Raw genomic sequence first — 23,391 nt, forward strand, 5'->3', positions numbered from 1 at the left:
AGCAAAAGGTGTGAATTCCATTGTATAATAAATTTAGAAAAATGAATAGTAATGGGTTTACTCTGATTGAAATTATAGCATCCATTACTCTATTAGGAATGGTAATTGCAGTATTTCTACCAATTTTTCCGCAAATAATGAGTTGGACACAGAATATGGATGATGAGTTAGTGGCTAGTAATTTACTTAGTCAAGTGGCTAGTGATGTAAAAGAAGATGAAGATGCTATTCGTCTCTTTGGTGAACATATAGACAATTGTAAGGAGGACTTAGCAGGGGATATTTTTTTTGAGGATTATTCTTTAAATGGAGAAATATATGAAGCGAAATTGAATGTATGTAAAGAAATGGACATAAATTTATATCGAACGAACATAAAGATCTTTTCAGGAAATGATCGTTTGGTCAGTGAATCGTATACATACATAAAAGGTAAATCGGATGAGTAATTTTAAAAATGAAAAAGGTGCTGCACTTGTGCTTACGATAATGCTAATTACATTATTTTTTGTATTTATATTGGGACTGTTTACTCAATTGACAAATACAACTAAGCAAGTAACTACTATGGAGAAACAAATAGATGCCCAGCTTATTGCAGAAATGGGAATAGATTATGTCGAACGTGTTTTAGATGACTTTAATAATAATGATGATCCACCGCTCCCGCTTGACCAATATCTGGAAGAAAGGATTCCAAACGAAGAATATTGCTTAGATTCTAATAAATGTTTTGAAATAGTAATCGATGAATTTGATTTAGAAGATCAACCAGAATCTATTTCTTATCAAAGTATTGGTGTTTCTTCAAATAGAGAAATCGTATTAGAAAATAAAATTAATATTAAATGGGAGTAATCGAAGTAATTATCTAATTCAATGAAAGCGAGGAATCCCAATGATCACACGTAAACGCCTGGGCGACCTATTGCAGGATGCCGGACTTGTGACGAACGATCAAGTACATGAAGCATTGGAAAATAAAAAGAGCGACCAGAAGCTTGGAGATGCTTTGCTTGAGCTTGGTTTTATTACAGAACGGCAGCTTATCGAGGTGTTGGAGTTTCAATTAGGTATCCCGCATGTTTCATTATATCGCTATCCGATTGATGAGCATGTACTTGGCTATGTACCTGAGGAAATGGCGCAACGAAATTATATTATGCCGTTAAGGATTCAGGATAATTCACTAATGGTTGCAATGAAGGATCCCATGGATTATTACATCATTGATGATTTAGAAATGTCTTCAGGTTTTAGTATCTCACCGGTTATTGCAGCGAAGGATGATATCCTGTATGCGATCAACAAATATTATTTTAAAAATGAAATGGAAATGACCGTAGAAAATCCAGATGGCGTTGAGGAAGCTCCAGTTATTCAACTGCTGGATCAGCTGCTGAATACCGGTATCCAACTAAAGGCAAGTGATATTCATATTGACCCTCAGGAAATGAATGTCCACGTCCGGTACCGAATTGATGGAAGGTTAAAGACGGAAAAGATCATCCCAAGACAGATGCAGAATTCGTTGGTTGCCCGTATAAAAATATTGGCCGATTTGAATATTACCCAGACAAGGCTGCCGCAGGACGGTAGAATTAAAACAACGGTTGGCGTAACACCGGTTGATCTCAGAATATCCTGTCTTCCAACGGTTCATGGTGAAAAAATCGTTATACGAATTCTCGATTTAAATAATGCCCTTATGCATCTAAGTGAATTAAATTTCTCAGAGGAAAACCGTAAAAAATACAATCAGCTGATTTCCCAGCCATCCGGTCTCGTTTTATTAACAGGACCAACTGGATCAGGGAAAACGTCTACACTTTATGCATCAATAAATCAATTAAATACAGAAAATGTAAATATTGTTACCGTTGAAGATCCGGTTGAATTCCAGCTGGAAGGGATTAATCAAGTACAGGTGAATAGTATTATTGGGCTTACATTTGCCAATGGGTTACGGTCAATCTTAAGACAGGATCCGAATATTATCATGGTCGGTGAGATCCGTGACCAGGAAACAGCAGAAATTGCTATTCGTGCGTCACTGACAGGACATTTGGTGTTTAGTACTTTGCATACAAATAGTGCAATTGATACGATCCCAAGATTAATTGATATGGGCATTGAACCGTATTTAGTTGTGTCATCATTAGCTGGAATTGTGGCACAGCGATTAGTTCGCAGGTTATGCCGTGATTGTTTAACAAAAAGAGAGCCTACGAAAATGGAAAAAGAAATATTTCTAAGTAATGGGGTAGAAGTGAATCATGTATATTATGGACAAGGCTGCAGCGTATGTCACCAACAAGGATACCGTGGAAGAATAGCAGTACAGGAAGTTATGGTGCTCGATGATGCGATAAAAAGCATGCTGCTAAATAATAAATCGATTGCAGAAATTCGTTCCTATGCGGGAGATCAGGGTATGGCTTTTCTGATTCAAGATGGGCTGGAAAAGGTAAAATCTGGATTGACTTCCATGGAGGAAATCATGCAGGTCTCAATACAATTATAGGGAGAATCTTTATGAGTGAGATATTTGATAGATGGTTAACAGAAGCTTATTATAAAAAGGCATCTGACGTACATTTAACAATTGGCAAGGCTCCAATTTTTCGGGTAAATGGTAACTTAATTGAACAAGTTGCAGCTAAACTTGAACCATCTGATACGGAACAGATTGTAAAAGAAATTATTTCGAATGAACATATGAAACAGCTGGCAGAAAATCGCGAACTTGATTTTTCTTATGGGATTAATGGCGTTTCGAGATTTCGGATTAATACATTTTATCAGCGTGGTGAGTTGTCATTGGCGATTCGGATTGTACCAACAAAAATCCCAACCATTGAAGAACTGTATTTACCAGCTATTACCAAAGAAATTGTTCATCAGCCACAGGGTCTCGTCTTAGTTACAGGACCAACAGGCAGTGGCAAGAGTACAACTCTTGCGTCCATGATCGATTACATGAATCAGACCATGCAGAAGCATATAATTACATTGGAAGACCCAATCGAATACATACATACACATCAGCAATCTATTATCGATCAACGAGAAATTGGTTTTGACACGAATAGTTTTGTAAATGGACTTAGAGCTAGTCTCAGGCAGGATCCTGATGTTATTTTAGTTGGGGAAATGCGTGATTTGGAAACAATTTCAACAGCGATTACCGCTGCAGAAACAGGTCATTTGGTTTTAGCAACATTACATACAACAGATGCAGTATCAACAATTGAGCGGATCATTGACGTATTTCCGGCAGAACAGCAAACACAAATACGCATCCAGCTATCAACGATTCTGAAGGCCGTAGTTTCCCAGCGATTGCTGATTACAAAAGATAAGCAGGATCGTCGTGTTGCAACCGAGGTCCTTATCAATACAGCTGCAGTGAAAAATTTAATTCGCAACGAAAAACTGCATCAGGTGCAAAATGTATTACAAACTTCGAAGGATCAGGGGATGCACACACTTGAAATGGACCTAAAGCGATTGCTCCAGGAAGATCAAATAACTTATGAGACGGCCGCTCCTTTTATGCAGGAAAGGGGTGTTTAACAGGTGAACTATCAATATAGTGGAAAAAGACTATCTGGCCAGAAAATAAACGGAAAAATTGAGGCAGATTCGAAAAAAGCTGCATTGATACAACTGGAAAAAAGCGGTCTGATTATTTTTGACATCGATGAGACAAAACCATGGAATAAAGATATTATTTTAAATAAGAAGGTTAAAAATAAAGATTTTGTTATTTTCCTAAGACAATATTCCACATTAATTCATGCAGGAATTTCTATTTCTGATTCAACAAAAACAATGATGAAGCAAACGGAAAATTATGCATTACGAACTGCGCTTGTTGATATTGACAAGCGGCTTGAGCAAGGAGAGGCTCTTTCGAAAGCTGCAGAACGAAATCCATTGGTTTTTCCGACATTGCTTGTTAATATGATTCAGGCGGGGGAAGTAAGTGGTAAGCTGGATGAAATTCTCAACCAAATGGCTGATTACTATGAGAAAGAATATCGAAATAAACAAAAAGTAGTTTCAGCACTTCTTTATCCAAGTGTTGTTGGGATAATTACATTGTTTTTAAGTATATTTTTATTAGTATTTATTGTGCCACAATTTGTTAGCCTGTTTAACTCATTTGGTGAGGAGATCCCGCCATATACCCAATTTATTCTGACCATTAGCGATTGGGTGGGAGCATTTTGGTGGGTGCTTCTTGTAGTCGTTGTACTTGGTCTAGTAATTTTTAAATATTTCATGCAGAATGATACATTTGTATATCAGGTAGATCGATTGAAGATGAAATTTCCATTTCTCGGAGTTCTTGTTCATAAGGGTGTATTGGTTCGTATGACACAAACGTTAAGTATATTGGTGAACAGTTCTGTGCCTATCTTACAATCTGTCGAAATCACTGAGAAGGTTGTTGGAAACCGTGTTATCCTAAATGTGCTGAGGCAGTCTAGAAAGTCACTCGAAACCGGGGAATCGATGACAAAGCCAATGAAAGGGCATTGGGCATTTCCTGCACTCGTTATTCAAATGATGCAAATCGGCGAAAAAACTGGGACTTTAGACCATATGCTATTAAAAGCTGCTGAATTTTATGAAGAAGAAGTAGAACAATTATCCAATAGAATTAAGACATTGATTGAACCACTTATGATTATTATTTTAACGGTAATTGTTGGTAGTATCATTGCTGCGGTTGTTATTCCAATGTTTTCTATGTTTGAGAATTTATAGTAAATTAGTAGATATTTGTAACTATATGTATTATAATAGAATTAGGATAAAAGTAGGATATGATGAAAGAGTACCTTTACCATGGGCACTTGGGTATTCTGGAGTATGTAGTGCAACCGGCCTTCTGAGTTTAATTTAAAAACTTACATAATGAGAGGCGGAGATTTTATGCTGGAACGCTTGAAAAAAGTGTTGAAAAAAGAAAAAGGATTTACTTTAGTTGAGTTATTGGCAGTTATTGTTATTTTGGGGATTATTTTGGCGATAGCGGTACCGAGTATTGGGAATGTGATTAGTAAATCTGAAGATGATGCTCTTGAAGCAAATATGGATTTATTTGAAAATGCAGCAAGACTTGCATATGTCTCTGGAGAACAAAAGGATTCATACACATTAAAGGACTTAGTAGATGATGGATTTTTAGATGCTATTCCTGAAGGTTTCGAGGACTCTAATAAAGTAATTGTAAAAAACAATGGTGGTTCGTTTGTTTATGAAACAAGAGAGTGAAAGTGATAGTTAGTAATAAAATAATTTAATTTGTAAAATTTAGCGCCTATGCTTCTATCAGTTGCAGGGCGTTTTCTTCAATTACTATTTTATATATAATAAGGAGCAACTACATGAACATCTCTCTAATTCTATTATTCTTCCTCTTCGGCCTAATTTTCGGCTCATTCTTTAACGTTGTAGGATTACGCCTGCCAAATAACATACCCTTTGCAAATGACCGCTCCATCTGTCCAAACTGCACACATCAATTAACCTGGTATGAAAATATACCACTACTATCTTTTGTCATCCAAGGAGCGAAATGTCGTCATTGCAATGAAAAAATTTCATATATTTATCCGACAATTGAATTATCCACAGGAATTTTATTTGCATTAAGCTACATCAAAAAAGGATTAAATATAGAATTAATTACAGCATTACTACTTGTTTCCATGCTCATGATCATTCTGGTGTCTGATGGTAAATACATGCTAATCCCAAACAAAGTACTCCTATTTTTCTTGCCTCTTTTCATTATCGCTCGTATCATCCATCCACTTGATCCATGGTGGTCATCTATTCTGGGTGCGATCATCGGATTTGTACTTCTAGCAATAATTATCTTAGTAAGTCGTGGTGGCATGGGTGCAGGGGATATGAAGCTGTTCGGGGTGTTGGGTATTGTTTTAGGGGTTGATAAAGTCTTATTGGCTTTTTTTCTGTCCTGTATAATTGGTGCCGTTATTGGTATGCTGCTGCTTTTATTCAAATTAATTGATCGAAAGCAGCCAGTACCATTTGGACCTTACATTGTCATTGCAACATTGATTACCTATTTTTACGGAGATTCTTTACTTAAATGGTATTTTAATTATTTCATATAAGCGGGTGACAACATGGGATTTATGAATAATGGAAGATTACATATTGTTATTACGAATCGGGTATTACGTTACGCTTTTACTAAAAATAATTCTGTCGAAACCCCAGAGGCATACGGGGAAGTGGAATTGCCAAAAGATACAATGAAAGATGGAACAATTATAAACAGACCAATTCTTTTGGAAATCGTTAACCGACTTGTCCATGAAAATAAATGGAAACGGAGAAAGGTTTATTTTTCTGTTCCTGATGATACGGTTGTTATTCGGAAGTTACAAATACCTAAAGCCTTATCGAAGGAAGAAGCAGATAGCTATATTAGAACGCAGATTGGCAATAGCTTTTATTTGCCATTTGCAAATCCGGCAATAGCGTTTGAATTCCTGGATGTAGATGAATCAAAGAGGAATATTTTATTTTTTGCTTATCCAAAAGAAAAATTAACCGCATTTGAAAAGGTTTTAGCAGAAACAGATCTAAAGCCAATGGTGGCAGATCTAACGTCCCTATCTGTCTATCGTTATTATTATTCAAAACAACAAGACCAAAAAGAAGCTCTCTTACTTATCCATTGGAATCAGGATGCAGTTGTATTGACAGCATTTCAAAACCATAAAGCTATCTTTACGAGGTATATGAAAGTAGAAGCCGAACAGGAAGATATGAGTGAAGAATCAGCTATTCAGATAATCAATGAGTATATTATTGAGATTAATCGAATTATTGATTTTTATCAGTATTCCATTACAAAAGGTGAAGATCGGATCAATAAATTACTGTTATCAGGTGACTTTTCATATTTATCAGCTGCGAGAGTCAATCTGTCTGAAGCGATAAATTTGCCAATCTATGATTTTGCGCAAGAAGTGCTACCGATTAAATATATGGATGTTCTTGGATTGGCAATGAAAAGGGATTTATAAAGGGGTTTAGTGATGAATACAGAAATTAACTTGTTAGAAAAGAAAGCAAATAAATATACTGCTCCCATATTTTTGGGGATTGTGTTCGTTGTATTGCTCGCTTTAGTCATTGGTGTGCTACTCGTTCAAAAGAATAATGCAGCTAATGTAATGGAATCTGAACAAATAAAAATCAGCAAGTTTGCCAATTTACTGGAAGAATATCAAAAAGAAAATGCCAGCATGCAGCATCTTCAGCAGTTACTAGCAGATATTACGAAATTACAAGTTGAAAAACTTCCTGCTGTTACTTTATATGAGGAAATGCTTGGTTTATTATCTACTCCAGATCAACTAATAGGTTATGATTATGTAGGGGAAAACCAATTCATCATTGATGCAGACTTCTCAACACTTGAAGCTGTGGCTGATTATATTGCGTTATTATTAGAAAGAAATTATGTAATAGATGTACAATTAACTGCGGTAAGCAGTATCGAATCAGCTTATCAAGCAACGTTAACTTGCTTTTTAAATACTGAAACCATTGTAGAGGAGCTTGGTGAACATGATCAAACAATGGAATAAAAAATATGGAATCATATTGGGAGGAATCCTCTGCGTGGTCATAATCATTTACGGGATATCCTATTTATCTGTTATTAAACCAATGAAATCAGAAGCTGCTATCTTACAAAGGGAAGCAGAAATGTTTGAAAAACAGTACGAAAAGATGATAAACCAGTCGACTGGGGATGTGCAAGACTCAGCTTTGTTGGCAGCAGGATTAATGGTACCTAATCAAAAATCGCCTGACAATCTGTTAGTAAACTTGCAGAAACTAGCAAGTAATACAAATGTGACCATTGATTATATGGAATCAGGATTACAGGGAGAGAACGGGCAGGAAGCAGAGGATAGCTCTACCAATTTACATGAAAATATGTATTCACTTGATGCTTCTGCAGCGAGTATATATGATATAAATGCATTCCTTAGAGATGTTCTCGATGGCGAGCGATTAATGATGATCGATGCAATAAATATACAACAGAATGAAGAGCAAGTTTTTTTAACCATTACATTTAGAACCTTTCACACTACTGGGTAGCTTTTTTTAATAGGCTATCTTTTTCCTCTACTATCCTTCTGTTCTGATTTAACACAGTGAATCATACAGTATTAGGAAGGAGGGGACATGATGCGTCATTATGCTATTTTGCGTTTATTGCTTGCTGGGTTCTTCTTGTATTTTGCTTGGCCGATGATACCGCAAGCAACTTCCACATTGGAATTGATTTTTTGGGGAATATGGTTAATCTTTTTTTTATTGGTGGTCGGTGCTAATTTTGCAACACTATTACGTATGACCAAACCGCCTGTGATGGAACAGGAAGAATTAAGCAGACGTCGCACCCATAATCATTGAGTTTCAGTCAATTCAACTGTATAATTAATAATAATTAGTGAACTAGTACAGTTGAAAGTTGGTGGCCAACTAATGATTACTAAACACGAACAAATTATCCGGCATATTTCATCACTTGAGGTTGGGCATAAAATATCAGTTAGACAAATTGCAAAAGAACTGAATGTTAGTGATGGGACGGCATATCGGGCAATAAAAGAAGCAGAAAATCAAGGATTTGTAAGTACAATTGAACGAGTGGGAACCATTCGAATTGAGCAGAAGAAAAAAGAAAACTTCGAACGGTTAACCTTTGCTGAAGTCATAAATATTGTTGATGGACAAGTTTTAGGTGGTAGAGAAGGTCTCCATAAAACATTGAATAAATTTGTGATTGGAGCAATGAAGCTTGATGCAATGATGCGATATACGGAAGCAGACTCTTTATTAATCGTTGGTAATCGTATAAAAGCACATGAATTGGCGTTAAATGAGGGTGCAGCAGTTTTAATCACCGGCGGCTTTGACACAGAAGATCATATAAAGCGGCTAGCCGATAAGAAGAAATTGCCGATCATATCTACAAGTTATGACACATTTACTGTTGCTGCAATGATTAATCGTGCAATATATGATCAGTTAATTAAGAAGGAAATCGTCTCTGTTGAGGATATTTATACTCCCTATAATAAATCCTATTATTTATATAGCGAGGATAAGGTGAAACGATGGTATGAGCTTAATGAACAATCAAAGCATACCAGGTATCCAGTTGTAAATGATAAAGGCCGTGTTGTTGGGATGGTCACATCAAAGGATATCATTGAAAAAAATAGTGAAGATTTGATTGAAAAAGTAATGAGCAAGAATCCTTTAGTTGTTCAAGTAAAAACCTCGCTGGCATATGTAGCGCATATGATGGTGTGGGAGGGAATCGAAGTGGTTCCAGTTGTGGACCAGACCTATCGTCTGAAAGGTGTTGTTTCCAGGCAGGATGCGCTTAAAGCACTCCAGCAGATTCAGCGTCAACCACAAGTCGGGGAAACGATTGAAGATATCGTTTCAAATACGCTCATCGCATCAAATGAAGACGAAGCTGTCTATCAGACTGAAGTCATCCCGCAAATGACAAATCAGTTAGGTACATTGTCGAATGGCGTTCTTACTGCATTAATTACAGAAGCAAGCAGCAGATTATTACGTCAACTGAAAAAAGGTGATTTAGTTGTTGAGAATTTAACCGTTTATTTTATAAAACCGGTACAGATAGATAGTAAATTAACGATCAAGCCAAGGCTATTAGAAGTTGGTCGTATTTATGCGAAAATTGATGTAGAAGTCTTAAATGGCAAGAAAGTCGTTGGAAAAGGATTGATTATGGCACAATTAATTGATCGGTAAAGGGGCAAATGCATAAGCAGCCGTTTAGCAATACACGGACCGAAAATAATAGGATGTTGACTGATAAAAATGAAGGAAGACTCGCTAGATCTTAATGCTGGAACTTGACGTGGTCGATCCGGATGTTTAGCTATTCACAGCACACTATAGTGCCTAGAAATGAGAGCTGACTACCTGCTCTGATAGTCAGCTCTCATGTAATCTTCTCCATTCACGTTGGTAGTGTTTCACTTCTTTCAATCCTCTATTTAATTGAAGTCCACCAAGCACTGCAAATATAATGCCGATGAATAAAGAAAGTGTTGTTTGATAAAATACATATTGATTAATCCCGAAGAATAATATAAAGGTTCCAAGACAAATACGGGATTTTGCGTTAAAATAAGATTGAGTCAGTCCATCATTGCTTTTTAGGATTGCAACCTTATAATATACATACAACACAATTGAAAGTACAATAATAATTGGAAATATAACCATCTAATCTCTCCTATTTTTAGCAGTAAATAAAGTATCTTCCTATTTCTTTGAGCAGAAGGTAAGTAGTACTTCGAAAAGCAAATGAAATTATAATGAGCAGTATTTTTCGTCTGAACTAAAGCATCAATCTGGAGGTTTATGCTCTAGAGTAGAAGGGGTTTTGAAGAAAGCAAATTACGCTATCAAAAATCCTTTTAACGGATGCTAAGCTCTCTATTAAATACCATTATATTGTAACCTGTATCATAAGTTTTTGCTATAAAAAAATCTAGATTGGGGTAAAGAAATATGATCAAACAACAAATTATCGATATGATTAAACAATACGATACAATCATTATACATAGACATGTTCGACCAGATCCTGATGCACTTGGTTCTCAGGCAGGGCTCAAAGAAATGATCAAACATTCGTTTCCGGATAAAAATGTGTATGCAGTAGGAGAAGAAGATCCATCATTAAGCTTTTTAACGAGAATGGATCAAATTCATGATCATGTTTATGAAAATGCGCTTATTATTGTATGTGATACCGCAAATGCTGAACGTATTTGTGATCAGCGATATCGTCTTGGGGATAAGCTTATTAAAATCGATCATCATCCAAATGTGGATCAATATGGGAACTTATTGTGGGTTGACCCTTCTGCAAGTTCTACAAGTGAATTAATTTATGAATTATTTGCGTATGCTAAAGACAAAGGATTTCATTTAAATGACGAAGCAGCACGGCTTATTTATGCTGGAATTGTTGGTGATACAGGGAGATTTCTGTTTCCAAGTACAACGAAGCAGACATTTCAATACGCTGCAGAGCTTGTGTCCTATAATTTTGATCGTGTAGCATTATATGATGGTATTTATAATATAAAAAGCAATATTGCTAGACTAAGGGGATATATCTTACAAAACTTTAAAATGTCATCATCTGGTTTGAGTACCATTAAAATCACGAAAGCAATTATGGATGAATATGAGGTAAAACCAATAGAAACAGGGCAATTGGTTGGTGTTTTAGGTGATATTGCGGGGATGAAAGCGTGGGCGTTTTTTATTGAAGAGGACGACTTAATTCGTGTTCGTCTTCGTTCAAAAGGGCCTGTAATTAATGGGATTGCAGCAAAGTATAACGGTGGTGGCCATCCACTTGCTTCAGGCGCATCTGTGGAAACGTGGGAAGAAATTGGTGATGTGATCGATGACTTGGAACAAGCCTGCTTGGGTTTTCCTAAATAAAATAGCCGTCCCTTTAGTGAGGGACCGCCTTATTTAGAAAGTAAGTATCAGCTTGTTTTTTCATCCGTTATGGGTATAAACCAGCAACCGGTTTTTGTATCATCAAAAAAGACATGTAAATGTTCCTTTTCGATATCACGTTTAATTAAGCGAATGAGCTCATGTGTTTCGGCATATACGGTGCGCCCTTCTTTTAATTGAGCAATTTTTTCATCACGCATACGTCTGTTGTTCATTACTAACATAGAAATCAACTCCTTCTAATCAAATTAGTATATGAAAATAATTTTAAATGTGTATCTATTCTACCTATATTATATAAAAATATAATATAGACTGCTACTGAATAGTTAAATATTCATGAAATGTTCACATTAATTCGATAGTTTAGCTTCTACGATTATTTTTAAGGTTTGTGAAATTATTAGCGTTTTAATTTCAAAATAATATGTGAAATCATCAATTGTGAATGCTTTATTTTCGATCGTAGCAATCAGCAGCTGATTACTTTCGTCAATTAAGGTAATGGACTGACCAATAACTTGACTTACTTCATCTTTGATTAATTCTTCGAGTTGACGTCTAATCAATCGATCTGGGAGAACCTTTTCCCAATTAGGGATGTTTACTTCAATTGTTTCAATAGTGAGTGGCTCTTTAGATTTTTCATCCAAGTCTGCTTTATCTTTCAGCAATGCTTCATTATGGTTTTCTAAATTTGTTATTTTTGATTGAAATTCAATATTCTCTGCCAAAAGCTTCTCATACATGGATCCATACATATAAATGATGATTAAATATGCTATAATTCCTCCAAGCACAGCACCAAGAAAGAAGTACTGCCATGTCTGCTTTTTATGATATGGTGGAATATGCATCACGAAATATCCTCCTGAATAAGCCATTCGATTAACACAATGGCTGTTTTCACTCCACCCATTGCTGATAATATAAATAAGGCTTGCTTGAACAAATCGATCATGGAACCTTCGAATAATCCTTTTTCAATATTTGAGATAGCATCAAATGTTCCTCCAATAGCAGCGACAATTGCCCAAATACGCAATTTTTTGGCTATTGTACCTACGGCTGTTAAAGGAGCGTCTCCAGTTGCGAATTCACCAATACTCCCAATGATTGCGCCACCGATAATTACTCCAAAGGCAATAAAATAACAGTGAATAAAAGTAGCGAAAAAGCGTTCTTCCATATATGTACGCACTCCCCCAAAGGCATGTTCTTATAATTTATGAAAGAAATAGACAAGTTATGATAATAATCAGTTTTAGCGTATGCATGTTCTGTGAAGATTGTTATAATAGAAGGTAGCGTAGTGAAGGTGGGATATGATGTCATATACACATTTACAGGTGAGAAGTGGATATAGCCTGATGAATAGTACAATTACGATAGAAAAATTAATTAAACAAGCGAAAGTTTTAAAATTTGATTCATTAGCACTGACGGATGAAAACGTATTGTATGGAATTATTCCTTTTTACAATGCTTGTATGCTTCATGGGATAAAACCAATCATCGGTATGACTATAACGGTGGAAAATGAAGATCGAGATACGGAGTCCTTTATTCTCCTGGCTAAAAATAATCAGGGGTATAAGGATTTAGGGATAATTAGTACAATCATTGGTCAGCAGCAAGAGAGAGGAATCAAGTTAAACAAGCTCCAATCTTATACTGAGAACTTAATTTGTATTTTACCAACAGGAAATCACACGAAAATCCAAGTCTTATTAGAAACAGAAACACATGATGAGGTAGGAAAATATGTAAACATATGGAAGAGGTTTTTTCCTGCTGGGGAATTCTATCTGGGGATACAGGACCATGGCCTAACGCGCGAGAAGAATATCCATCAATCATTAAAAGCATTTTACGAAACCTATAAGATTCCTGTTACAGCCATTAGTGATGTACGTTATCTAAATGAGAATGATGATCTTGCTTATGACTGTTTGCAAGCGATGAAAAATGCAAGTCCGTGGCCGATGAAAATTACAAATCCGGAAGTGAAGCAACGTTATTTTCGTTCTGCGATGGAGATGGAGGAAGTCTTCCGTTTCTGGCCTGAAGCGCTTCATGAAACCGAAGTAATTAAAAATAAATGTAATGTAACATTTGATTTCAATCGGCGTATGCTTCCAACTTTTCCTGTTCCGGAAAATTTAGAAGCACATGCTTATTTGGAAAAGCAATGCTTGAAAAATGTATATAGAAAGTATGATACCGTTACAGCGGAAATATCCGAACGGCTAACCTATGAGCTAAATACAATCAAATCCATGCAATATAGTGACTACTTTCTGATTGTTGCTGATTTTATAACCTATGCTAAACATAATAATATTTTAGTTGGACCAGGCAGAGGATCATCTGCTGGTTCCATCGTGGCATACGTACTTGGGATCACTGATGTTGATCCAATAAAATATGATCTATTGTTTGAACGTTTTTTGAATCCCGAGCGATTAACGATGCCAGATATTGATGTTGATTTTTCTGATGCAAGACGGGATGAGGTCATTGATTATGTGAGAAAGAAATACGGAGAAGAACATGTAGCACAGATCATTACATTTGGGACATTTGCCGCACGTTCGCTTTTAAGAGAATTAGTTAAAACAATGGAAATTGATCAGCAGGATGCTTCTTATATATTAAAGGAAATTCCACTACAAACGAAGGAAAGTATTGTAGAACTTGTGAAAGAATCAGAGGAATTGAAACAATATATATGGCAATCCAATCAACTAAAGATATTATTTTCAATTGCATCGAAATTGGAAGGTATTCCACGACATATTTCAACACATGCAGCAGGTATTGTTATTAGCGAAGAACCTTTAATGGAGCATGTACCACTTATCAAAGGTGCTAACGATACAAGCCTGACACAATATACCATGAATGATCTGGAAGCAATTGGATTATTAAAAATCGACTTATTAGGATTACGGAATTTAACTTTACTTGAAAAAATTATGCAAAAGATAAAATTTCCCGGAGATCAAAATATAACTTTAAATAACATTCCTGAAAATGATCCCAAGACTTTTGAAATGCTGACAAAGGGACAAACAAATGGTGTATTCCAATTAGAATCACAAGGGATGAAGCAGGTGCTGACTAGATTAAAGCCATCCATATTTGAAGATATTGTAGCCGTTAATGCATTGTTTCGCCCAGGACCAATGGATTTTATCCAAACATATATTGATCGAAAATATAAAAGAGAAAAAGTAACATATCCTCATCCTGACTTAAAACCAATCTTGGAAAAAACCAATGGTGTATTGGTTTATCAGGAACAAATCATGCAAATTGCTAATAAAATTGCAGGTTTTTCTCTCGGTCAAGCGGATATACTCAGAAGAGCTATTAGCAAAAAGAAGCAGGATGTAATGGATGACCAAAAACAGGCCTTCATAAATGGCTGTGTGGAAAATGGGTACAGTACAGTAGTTGCTGAGGAAATTTTCAGCTGGATCGTAAAATTTTCCAATTATGGATTCCCAAGAAGTCATGCGGTTGCCTATAGTAAAATTTCATACCAGCTCAGTTTTCTGAAAGCACATTATCCTGCGAGTTTTTTTGCAGAGTTGTTAAGTTCTAATGCTAATCAGCAAGAAAAAGTCCAAACCTATATGAAAGAAATGAAAGAATTAAACATAGAACTTGCTCCTCCATCCATCAATAAAAGTTTTGGGAAATATACCGTAGAGCAAAATAAAATAAGGATGGGATTATTCACAATCAAAGGAATCGGCAATCAAGTGGTTAAGGAAATAATACGCGTTCGTAAGGAAGGACAATTTAAAAATCTGTTTGATTTCTGTTTACGAGTTTCATTGAAAGTTGTCAATCGAAACTCAATCGAATTGCTGATTATGGCTGGAGCATTTGATGAAACCTATTCTAATCGAGCTAGTCTATTGGCATCAATTGATCAGGCAATGGAGCAAGGTGAGTTATTTAAAGAATTTAATGATCAGCCAACTATTTTTCAAGATAAAATAGAATTGGAAGCAAGTTATATAGAAATAGAAGACTTTACCCAAGTGAAAAAATTAGCAGATGAAAAAGAGCTCCTTGGAGTCTATATTTCAAGTCATCCATTAACAATATATCGGGAAAAACTGCAAGCGAATGGCTTTGTTTCGCTAAGAAATGCTAGAAACCTAGTAGGTAAAAGAAATATTAAAACGGCAGCGATCGTTCAAAGCCTTAAGAAAATCCGGACTAAACGAGGAGATCCAATGGCATTTATTACAATTGGAGATGAAACCGGAGATATGGAAGCGGTTTTGTTTCCTGAGATATACCGAGATACGAGCAGATGGCTAAAAGAAGAAATAATGCTAATGGGAACTGGTAAAATAGAGTCCAGAAATAATCGTATCCAATGGCTTTTTTCCCAGGTAAGTCCGTTTGATGAAACGGAATTTAAATTTGTTTCCAGGCAGCGGTTATTTATAAAGATGACAGAACAGGATAGTGAGAATGCTTTAATTGAAATAAAAGAAATTGCACACTTGTATCCTGGAAGTACACCAATTATTATTCATCATGAAAAACAGAAAAAAACATATCAGCTGGCGAATAAATATTTTATTAATCCTAATTATCATTGTTTACAATCCCTGAAAAAATATTTTGGAAAAGAAAATGTGGTCTTAAAAAAATAGTTTTCGATACTTTACAGTCAAGCACCATCTGTTATAATTAAGAAATCAAGGGTGGTCAGACTACATTGAAAATGCCTTCGTATTGCTATACACTGATATGAAAGTATATCTATTTAAAAAAATCAGTAGAAGTACGTTTTCAAGAAAGAGGAAAAAGAGGATCGAGCAGTTCAAGGCGGTGTAGCATTGAGCACAAGGAAAGCTTCTCTGAATTTGCATCGCACGAAGAAGGTGATCTTCCTTTTTCAGACCGGAAAGTACATAACAAGGTACATGAGGAAACGTTCTAGCACGCAGGAAAAGTGCTTTTCTTTTCCAAGGAGCGAAAAAGCTTGCCAACTAGAAACATCGATGTGACAATTTTTCCGGACTTTTTGAACAACATCTTTAAGTGCAGGCTTTGGGTTTTCGTTATAAGGCATGCACACCAAAGGATAAGGGTTTCTAAGAAAGAAAAAAGCCTTCAAGGATTCGCATTAACGATAAGCTACGTTTTTCTAATAGTTGATTTTACTATTTCTACTTCAAAAGGAGCGATAATAAAAAAATGGCAAGCCTAAGAGATGAAGCATTGCATATGCACAAAGTGAATAAAGGAAAATTAACAACTCAATCAAAGGTACCTGTTCGTAATGCAAAGGATTTAAGTTTAGCCTATTCACCAGGGGTAGCTGAACCATGTAAAGAAATTTATGATCGGAAAGAAACAGTTTATGATTATACAATGAAAGGGAATATGGTTGCTGTCGTAAGTGATGGTTCAGCTGTTTTAGGGCTGGGAAATATAGGACCAGAGGCTGCGTTGCCGGTAATGGAAGGGAAATCATTATTATTTAAAAGCTTCGCTGGAGTAGACTCTTTTCCGATTTGCTTAGCTACACATGATATAGAAGAAATTGTGCAAACTGTAAAATTAATGGAACCAACTTTTGGCGGTGTTAATCTAGAGGATATCGCCGCACCGAATTGCTTTATTATCGAAGAGCGTTTAAAAAAAGAGACAAACATACCTATTTTTCATGATGATCAGCATGGTACTGCAATTGTAACGGTTGCTGGTTTAATAAATGCGCTAAAGCTAGTTGGAAAGTCTTTTTCTGATATCAAAGTAGTAGCAAACGGTGCAGGAGCAGCAGGAATAGCAATTATTAAATTATTATATAGTTTTGGCGTCCGTGAGATGATAATGTGTGATTCAAAAGGGGCTATTTTCGAGGGCAGGTCTTATGGAATGAACGAAATTAAAGAACGGGTCGCAAAGTTTACGAATCAGGATAAAAAAGAAGGAACACTTGAAGAAGTTCTTGAGGATGCTGATGTGTTTATTGGTGTATCCGTCGGTGGTGCACTGACGATGGACATGGTTAAAAAAATGAACGATGATTCTATTATTTTTGCCATGGCAAATCCTGACCCAGAAATAATGCCAGATGAAGCGAAAGAAGCAGGGGCAAAAGTAATTGGTACTGGTAGATCTGATTTTCCAAACCAGGTAAATAATGTACTTGCTTTTCCCGGTATTTTCCGTGGTGCATTAGATGTTCGTGCAACTAGAATTAATGAAAAAATGAAAATTGCTGCAGCGCATGCCATTGCATCACTAATAACAGAAGAAGAACTAAATGAGGATTATGTGATTCCAGCTCCTTTTGATGCACGAGTTGCACCGTCAGTTGCGTTCAATGTAGCAAAAGCAGCAATGGAGACTGGTGTTGCCAGAATTCAAGTAGATCCGGAAGAAATAGCGGAAAAAACAAGACGGTTAACAAAAATAAATGAATAATAATGTGTTAATAATGTGTAAGGAGTGAGCCATGGCAGTGTCCATGTCACCGAAGCAGAATTATATCAATCAGTATTACAAGGAATCCGTAAGTATATCGAAATGAATGATTTAATCCTTCATTGAGATCTGTTGAGATCATGTTGCATTCTTTAATCAGTTATTTAATCATTGTGATAATCATTTATTGAAAAAAGTTGGGCAGCTAATGAAGGGATTTTCCCAAACAATGAAGAAGCAAAATGATAGTGAAAGATTTTATGAAGAACTTATTCAACTAAAAATAACAAGAAATCATCAAACCATTGAAGGTTTGTTTAGAATATAACTTAGGTTAGTTTCCACAATGAACATAATTAATTTTCTCGACTTTAAGTGACACCTTTTTTATTTATTCCCCATTATAGTTGTAAATAAAAGTGGGTTAGTTTGTTTCAAGGTTTGTGGAAAAAGGAGGAGTTACCTTGCTTAAGGATTTTTTTGGCAAGCGAAAGAAATATGCATCTATTCCAAGTGAACAGGCTAAATCAGATGTTCCAGAAGGATTAATGCAAAAATGCAGTCAATGTCACAAAATATATTACCGGAAAGAAATGCGGAAAAATTTGAATGTATGTCCTAACTGTGGTTATCATCATCAATTAACCGCCTGGGATCGAATTGAAAGTCTCTTTGATGATGGGACATTTCAAGAGTGGGATGAAAAACTTACATCCAGCAATCCTTTGCATTTTCCAGATTATGAAGAAAAGATTGAGAAGGATAAAAAGAAAACCGGGTTAAATGAAGGCGTCGTTACGGGAAAAGGGAGTATCGATGGACACCCCACTGCATTTGCTGTGATGGATGCCAGCTTCCGAATGGGGAGTATGGGATCAGCAATGGGGGAGAAAATAGCTAGAGCAATTGAAAATGCGAAGGATAGTTCACTTCCTTTTATAATCTTTACCGCTTCCGGTGGTGCCAGAATGCAAGAAGGTGTATTAAGTCTCATGCAAATGACAAAAACGTCGATTGCAATTAGAAGGTTTTCTGATGCAGGAGGATTAATGATCTCTGTTATGACACATCCAACAACCGGTGGAGTTTCTGCTAGCTTTGCGTCACTAGGTGATTATAATTTTGCTGAGCCTGGGGCATTAATTGGATTTGCGGGTCGAAGGATTATTGAGCAAACGATTCGAGAAAAATTGCCTGATGATTTCCAAACAGCTGAATTTCAATTAAAACATGGACAATTGGATAAGGTAATCCAGCGTCATGAGATGAAACGATTGCTCTCACAATTACTTGATATGCATAAGAAGGGTGGCGAGCTCTCATGAAGCAAATACTCGAATTTGAAAAACCAATTATAAATCTGAAAGAGAAAATTGCAGAATTAAAAAGCTTCACAGAAGATAGTGAAATTGATCTATCCGAAGAAATAAATACATTAGAAAAAAGATTAACCGTTTTGGAAGATGATATTTATGGAAACCTGAAGCCTTGGAATCGGGTTCAAATGGCAAGACATCTAGAGCGTCCTACAACGTTAGATTATATTGAAAAGCTGTTTAGTAATTTTATCGAGTTCCATGGTGACCGCTTATTCGCTGATGATGAAGCGATTGTAGCAGGTGTTGCCTATTATAAGGATATGCCTGTAACTGTCATTGGTCATCAACGGGGAAAAGATACGAAAGAAAATATCCGAAGAAACTTTGGTATGCCACACCCGGAAGGATATCGGAAGGCATTACGCCATATGAATCAGGCTGAAAAGTTTCATCGTCCAATCGTTTGTTTTATTGATACAAAAGGAGCATACCCGGGAAAAGCTGCAGAGGAACGAGGGCAGAGTGAAGCAATCGCCCACAATTTAAAGGAAATGGCTGGACTAACTGTCCCAATTATTTGCATCGTAGTAGGTGAAGGTGGGAGTGGTGGAGCACTTGCGTTAGGTGTTGGTGATCATATACATATGCTGGAGAATTCAACTTACTCCGTAATATCACCTGAGGGTGCTGCAGCATTACTATGGAAGGATTCTGGCTTAGCACAGAAAGCGGCCGAGTCGATGAAAATAACCTCCTATGACTTGAAAAAGCTGAATGTTATCGATCAGATAATACCTGAGCCTAAGGGTGGTGCACATCGAGATCTTAAACAACAAGCAGCATACATGGATCAAGTGCTGGAACAATCATTATCACTGTTAAAAGCATATTCAACAGATGAATTACTTGAAAAAAGATGGGAAAAATATAAAAAAATTGGAGATTATAAATTATTATAAATTTGTTTTAGAGGTTGACAAAATCAGTCAGCCTCTTGCTTATGAAAACCATAAATTTTCACAAGTTACAAGTAAAGCGAAAGTTTTTTTAACAAACAATGACTATTTGCTGATTTCTTCCAAGCCGACTACCGTCTATATTTCTGTATCATTCGGGTTTTGCTGAAGTATATGTATAATTAATTGCTATTTCGGCTCTTTCAAATTATCTTTGAATAGAAAGCTTAAAAAAAATAAATAAATCTATACAACTAGAGGTGAAAGTAAATATGAAAAAAATAGGTGTTTTAACAAGTGGTGGAGATGCCCCAGGAATGAATGCGGCAATTCGTTCTGTTGTTAGAAAAGCAATATATCATGACATTGAAGTATATGGTATAAAATATGGATTCCAAGGTTTGATGGAAGGTAATATTGAAAAAATGGAGATTGGTTCTGTGGGCGATATTATTCACCGTGGCGGTACTGTATTATATTCCGCCAGAAGTGAGGAATTTAAAACAGATGAAGGTCAGCAAAAAGGAATTGAACAACTCAAAAAACATGGGATAGAGGGTTTAATTGTAATTGGTGGTGATGGCAGTTTCCGTGGTGCGCAGAAATTAACTGAAAAAGGGTATCCTTGTATTGGTGTGCCTGGAACCATTGATAATGATATTACAGGTACGGATTTTACCATTGGATTCGACACCGCCTTAAATACAATAATCGAAGCAATTGATAAAATAAGAGACACAGCTACTTCACATGGGAGAGCCTATATTATTGAAGTAATGGGAAGAGATGCGGGTGACCTGGCTCTATGGGCAGGTCTTGCTGACGGTGCGGAAAGTATTTTAATACCAGAACAAGAGACTGACTTTAATGATATCATTGATCGATTGAATCGCGGGCATGAACGAGGAAAAAAACATAGTATTATTGTTGTGGCTGAAGGTGTAGGCAGTGGTTTTGATATAGGAGACCGTATAAACGAAGCAACTGATTTAGAAACCAGGGTATCTGTACTTGGTTATATTCAGCGAGGTGGTTCCCCGACAGCAGCTGACAGAGTCTTAGCGAGTCGTTTAGGTGCTCAGGCTGTAGATGTATTAATAGCTGGAAAAGCCGGGAGAATGGTGGGTATTCAAAATAATCAATTGATTGACCATGCTATATTGGATATATTGTCAGAAAAACATACGATTAATGCGAATATGTATAAATTATCACAGGAACTTTCTATATAAAGTTATTGTTTTTAAAATTTGAAGGAGGAAGCTTAAATGAGAAATACAAAAATCGTTTGTACGATAGGCCCTGCTTCTGAATCGATCGAAACATTGGAACAATTGATTGAGTCAGGAATGAATGTAGCACGTTTGAACTTTTCCCATGGGGATTATGAGGAACATGGCAATCGCATTACAAATATTAGAAAGGCTGCAGAGAATGCAGGTAAAACAATTGCAATTTTATTAGATACGAAAGGTCCTGAAATTAGAACAGGTAATTTTGAAGAAGGACAAGCTGAATTAATACAAGGCAGCACTGTATTTATATCCATGAACGAGATCAACGGGTCTGCGGAAAAATTTTCCATCACTTATGACGGTTTAATTAATGACGTCCAGGTTGGTTCGAAAATTTTATTAGATGATGGTCTGATTGAATTAGAAGTTATGGATATTGATTACCAAAATAAAGAACTTAAAACACAAGCTTTGAATTCGGGTTTAATTAAAAATAAAAAAGGTGTAAATGTACCAAATGTTTCTGTGAATCTACCGGGAATTACTGATAAAGATACGAAAGACATTGAGTTTGGTATTGAACAGGGTGTAGACTTTATTGCAGCTTCATTTGTACGGCGTCCTTCAGATGTCCTCGAAATCAGGGAGTTACTTGAAAAACATGATGCAATTGATATTAAAATCATACCTAAAATCGAAAATCAAGAAGGTGTGGAAAATATTGATAGTATTTTAGAAGTAAGCGATGGTTTAATGGTTGCTCGTGGTGATTTGGGTGTGGAAATCCCTGCAGAAGATGTACCGCTTGTCCAAAAAGAATTAATAAAAAAATGCAATACTGCAGGCAAACCAGTTATAACTGCAACACAAATGCTGGACTCCATGCAACGAAATCCTCGTCCAACAAGAGCGGAAGCATCCGATGTTGCCAATGCTATTTTCGATGGGACAGATGCTATCATGCTTTCTGGAGAAACAGCTGCAGGTCTCTATCCGGTTGAGTCTGTAATAACTATGAGTAATATTGCATTAAAAGCAGAATCGGGATTAGATCATAAATCAATTTTAACACAGCGTTCGAAATCAGTAGATATGACAATAACAGATGCGATAAGTCAATCTGTAACTCATACTGCGATGAACTTGGGGGTAAGTGCGATCATCACACCAACAGAAAGTGGTCATACTGCCAGAATGGTTTCAAAGTATAGACCAAAGGCTCCTATTGTTGCGATAACTTTTTCGGACAAGGTAAATCGTCAGCTTTCCTTAGTTTGGGGTGTGCATGCTGTTGAGGGTAAAAGAACGAATTCCACTGATGAAATGCTTGAGATTGCAATTGAGCTTGGTTTAAGTACGAATCTCTTTACACGAGGAAATAGGGTTATTATTACAGCAGGGGTTCCAATTGGTGAAAGTGGAACAACCAATCTGTTGAAGGTTCATGTTATTGGGGATGTAATTGCAAAAGGGCAAGGAATTGGTCGACGCAGTGCTTACGGAAGAGCAGTTGTTGCTAAAAACACTGTAGATGCAATCAAGAAAATAAAAGAAGAAGATATACTTGTAACTTATGGTACAGATAGAGACATGATGCCTGCCATTGAAAAGGCGAGTGGCATTATTACAGAGGAAGGCGGATTAACTTCCCATGCTGCTGTTGTTGGATTAAGCCTTGGCATCCCAGTGATTGTTGGGGTTAAAAATGTATTTGATGTCATCAAAGATGGGCAGGATATTACGATTGATGGGGCAAAAGGTGATATTTTCAAAGGACATACAAGCGTACTTTAAAAAAATGCCTGAACTTGTAAG

At 36.3% G+C, this 23,391-nt stretch carries 23 protein-coding genes and 1 riboswitch; of the genes, 19 read left to right on the plus strand and 4 right to left on the minus strand.

The window, feature by feature from the left end; genetic code table 11:
• The first annotated feature begins 20 nt into the window (after positions 1–20).
• The 12 genes from AC6HVZ_RS03100 to AC6HVZ_RS03155 all read left to right on the plus strand — a co-directional run bounded on the left by AC6HVZ_RS03100 (position 21) and on the right by AC6HVZ_RS03155 (position 9,864).
• Positions 21–449 carry a type II secretion system protein gene (locus AC6HVZ_RS03100; protein ID WP_497556671.1) on the plus strand — a complete coding sequence of 143 codons (429 nt, stop codon included), beginning with the start codon at positions 21–23 and terminating at the stop codon, positions 447–449.
• The gene (locus AC6HVZ_RS03105; RefSeq protein WP_497556672.1) at positions 442–858 is read left to right on the plus strand and encodes a hypothetical protein; all 417 of its coding nucleotides are present in this window, start codon (positions 442–444) and stop codon (positions 856–858) included. Before AC6HVZ_RS03100 ends, AC6HVZ_RS03105 begins: the two co-directional genes overlap by 8 nt.
• Positions 859–898: 40 nt before the next feature.
• Complete coding sequence (locus AC6HVZ_RS03110; RefSeq protein WP_497556673.1) at positions 899–2,524, plus strand: GspE/PulE family protein; 1,626 nt, start codon at positions 899–901, stop codon at positions 2,522–2,524.
• 11 nt (positions 2,525–2,535) lie between these two features.
• Complete coding sequence (locus AC6HVZ_RS03115; RefSeq protein ID WP_497556674.1) at positions 2,536–3,576, plus strand: type IV pilus twitching motility protein PilT; 1,041 nt, start codon at positions 2,536–2,538, stop codon at positions 3,574–3,576.
• A gap of 3 nt (positions 3,577–3,579) precedes the next feature.
• Positions 3,580–4,776 (plus strand): type II secretion system F family protein, encoded by a 1,197-nt coding sequence (locus AC6HVZ_RS03120; protein WP_497556675.1) that lies wholly within the window; start codon positions 3,580–3,582, stop codon positions 4,774–4,776.
• 46 nt (positions 4,777–4,822) lie between these two features.
• Positions 4,823–4,907, plus strand: a riboswitch (cyclic di-GMP riboswitch).
• Between the two features lie 37 nt (positions 4,908–4,944).
• Complete coding sequence (locus tag AC6HVZ_RS03125; RefSeq protein WP_497556676.1) at positions 4,945–5,286, plus strand: competence type IV pilus major pilin ComGC; 342 nt, start codon at positions 4,945–4,947, stop codon at positions 5,284–5,286.
• Positions 5,287–5,399: 113 nt separating this feature from the next.
• Positions 5,400–6,155: a prepilin peptidase gene (locus AC6HVZ_RS03130; RefSeq protein WP_497556677.1), complete on the plus strand. Its 756-nt coding sequence runs from the start codon at positions 5,400–5,402 to the stop codon at positions 6,153–6,155.
• Between the two features lie 12 nt (positions 6,156–6,167).
• Entirely contained in the window at positions 6,168–7,076 is a 909-nt protein-coding gene (pilM, locus tag AC6HVZ_RS03135; protein WP_497556678.1) for a type IV pilus biogenesis protein PilM, read from the plus strand.
• 12 nt (positions 7,077–7,088) lie between these two features.
• Complete coding sequence (locus AC6HVZ_RS03140; RefSeq protein ID WP_497556679.1) at positions 7,089–7,643, plus strand: hypothetical protein; 555 nt, start codon at positions 7,089–7,091, stop codon at positions 7,641–7,643.
• Positions 7,644–7,677: 34 nt separating this feature from the next.
• Positions 7,678–8,166: a hypothetical protein gene (locus AC6HVZ_RS03145; protein ID WP_497556680.1), complete on the plus strand. Its 489-nt coding sequence runs from the start codon at positions 7,678–7,680 to the stop codon at positions 8,164–8,166.
• A gap of 90 nt (positions 8,167–8,256) precedes the next feature.
• Entirely contained in the window at positions 8,257–8,484 is a 228-nt protein-coding gene (locus tag AC6HVZ_RS03150; RefSeq protein ID WP_497556681.1) for a hypothetical protein, read from the plus strand.
• 72 nt (positions 8,485–8,556) lie between these two features.
• Positions 8,557–9,864, plus strand: a complete 1,308-nt coding sequence (locus AC6HVZ_RS03155) for a DRTGG domain-containing protein (RefSeq protein WP_497556682.1) — start codon at positions 8,557–8,559, stop codon at positions 9,862–9,864.
• Between the two features lie 186 nt (positions 9,865–10,050).
• On the opposite strand, the gene AC6HVZ_RS03160 is transcribed toward AC6HVZ_RS03155, so the two are convergent.
• The gene (locus AC6HVZ_RS03160; RefSeq protein WP_497556683.1) at positions 10,051–10,344 is read right to left on the minus strand and encodes a YtpI family protein; all 294 of its coding nucleotides are present in this window, start codon (positions 10,342–10,344) and stop codon (positions 10,051–10,053) included.
• Between the two features lie 288 nt (positions 10,345–10,632).
• Here AC6HVZ_RS03160 and AC6HVZ_RS03165 point away from each other — a divergent pair, with 288 nt between their 5' ends.
• Entirely contained in the window at positions 10,633–11,580 is a 948-nt protein-coding gene (locus tag AC6HVZ_RS03165) for a DHH family phosphoesterase (RefSeq protein ID WP_497556684.1), read from the plus strand.
• 47 nt (positions 11,581–11,627) lie between these two features.
• On the opposite strand, the gene AC6HVZ_RS03170 is transcribed toward AC6HVZ_RS03165, so the two are convergent.
• The 3 genes from AC6HVZ_RS03170 to ytrH form a co-directional block, all read right to left on the minus strand.
• Positions 11,628–11,825: a YtzJ family protein gene (locus AC6HVZ_RS03170; protein WP_497556685.1), complete on the minus strand. Its 198-nt coding sequence runs from the start codon at positions 11,823–11,825 to the stop codon at positions 11,628–11,630.
• Between the two features lie 129 nt (positions 11,826–11,954).
• A complete protein-coding gene (gene ytrI, locus AC6HVZ_RS03175) occupies positions 11,955–12,458 on the minus strand; it encodes a sporulation membrane protein YtrI (protein ID WP_497556820.1) in 504 nt (167 codons plus the stop codon).
• Positions 12,458–12,790, minus strand: a complete 333-nt coding sequence (ytrH, locus tag AC6HVZ_RS03180; protein WP_497556686.1) for a sporulation membrane protein YtrH — start codon at positions 12,788–12,790, stop codon at positions 12,458–12,460. The genes ytrI and ytrH overlap by 1 nt, the downstream gene beginning before the upstream one ends.
• A 139-nt stretch (positions 12,791–12,929) precedes the next feature.
• Between ytrH and dnaE the strand changes: the two genes are divergently transcribed.
• The 6 genes from dnaE (at position 12,930) to pyk (ending at position 23,370) form a co-directional block, all read left to right on the plus strand.
• Positions 12,930–16,283: a DNA polymerase III subunit alpha gene (gene dnaE / locus AC6HVZ_RS03185; protein ID WP_497556687.1), complete on the plus strand. Its 3,354-nt coding sequence runs from the start codon at positions 12,930–12,932 to the stop codon at positions 16,281–16,283.
• A 547-nt stretch (positions 16,284–16,830) separates the two neighbouring features.
• Positions 16,831–18,066 (plus strand): NADP-dependent malic enzyme, encoded by a 1,236-nt coding sequence (gene ystJ / locus AC6HVZ_RS03190; RefSeq protein WP_497556688.1) that lies wholly within the window; start codon positions 16,831–16,833, stop codon positions 18,064–18,066.
• Positions 18,067–18,530: 464 nt separating this feature from the next.
• Positions 18,531–19,391: an acetyl-CoA carboxylase, carboxyltransferase subunit beta gene (gene accD, locus AC6HVZ_RS03195; protein WP_497556689.1), complete on the plus strand. Its 861-nt coding sequence runs from the start codon at positions 18,531–18,533 to the stop codon at positions 19,389–19,391.
• Complete coding sequence (gene accA / locus AC6HVZ_RS03200; RefSeq protein ID WP_497556690.1) at positions 19,388–20,344, plus strand: acetyl-CoA carboxylase carboxyl transferase subunit alpha; 957 nt, start codon at positions 19,388–19,390, stop codon at positions 20,342–20,344. Before accD ends, accA begins: the two co-directional genes overlap by 4 nt.
• 269 nt (positions 20,345–20,613) lie before the next feature.
• The gene (pfkA, locus tag AC6HVZ_RS03205) at positions 20,614–21,573 is read left to right on the plus strand and encodes a 6-phosphofructokinase (protein ID WP_497556691.1); all 960 of its coding nucleotides are present in this window, start codon (positions 20,614–20,616) and stop codon (positions 21,571–21,573) included.
• A 36-nt stretch (positions 21,574–21,609) separates the two neighbouring features.
• Positions 21,610–23,370 (plus strand): pyruvate kinase, encoded by a 1,761-nt coding sequence (gene pyk / locus AC6HVZ_RS03210; protein WP_497556692.1) that lies wholly within the window; start codon positions 21,610–21,612, stop codon positions 23,368–23,370.
• Positions 23,371–23,391: the final 21 nt, after the last annotated feature.

The organism is Oceanobacillus sp. NCCP-135, from assembly GCF_059698015.1.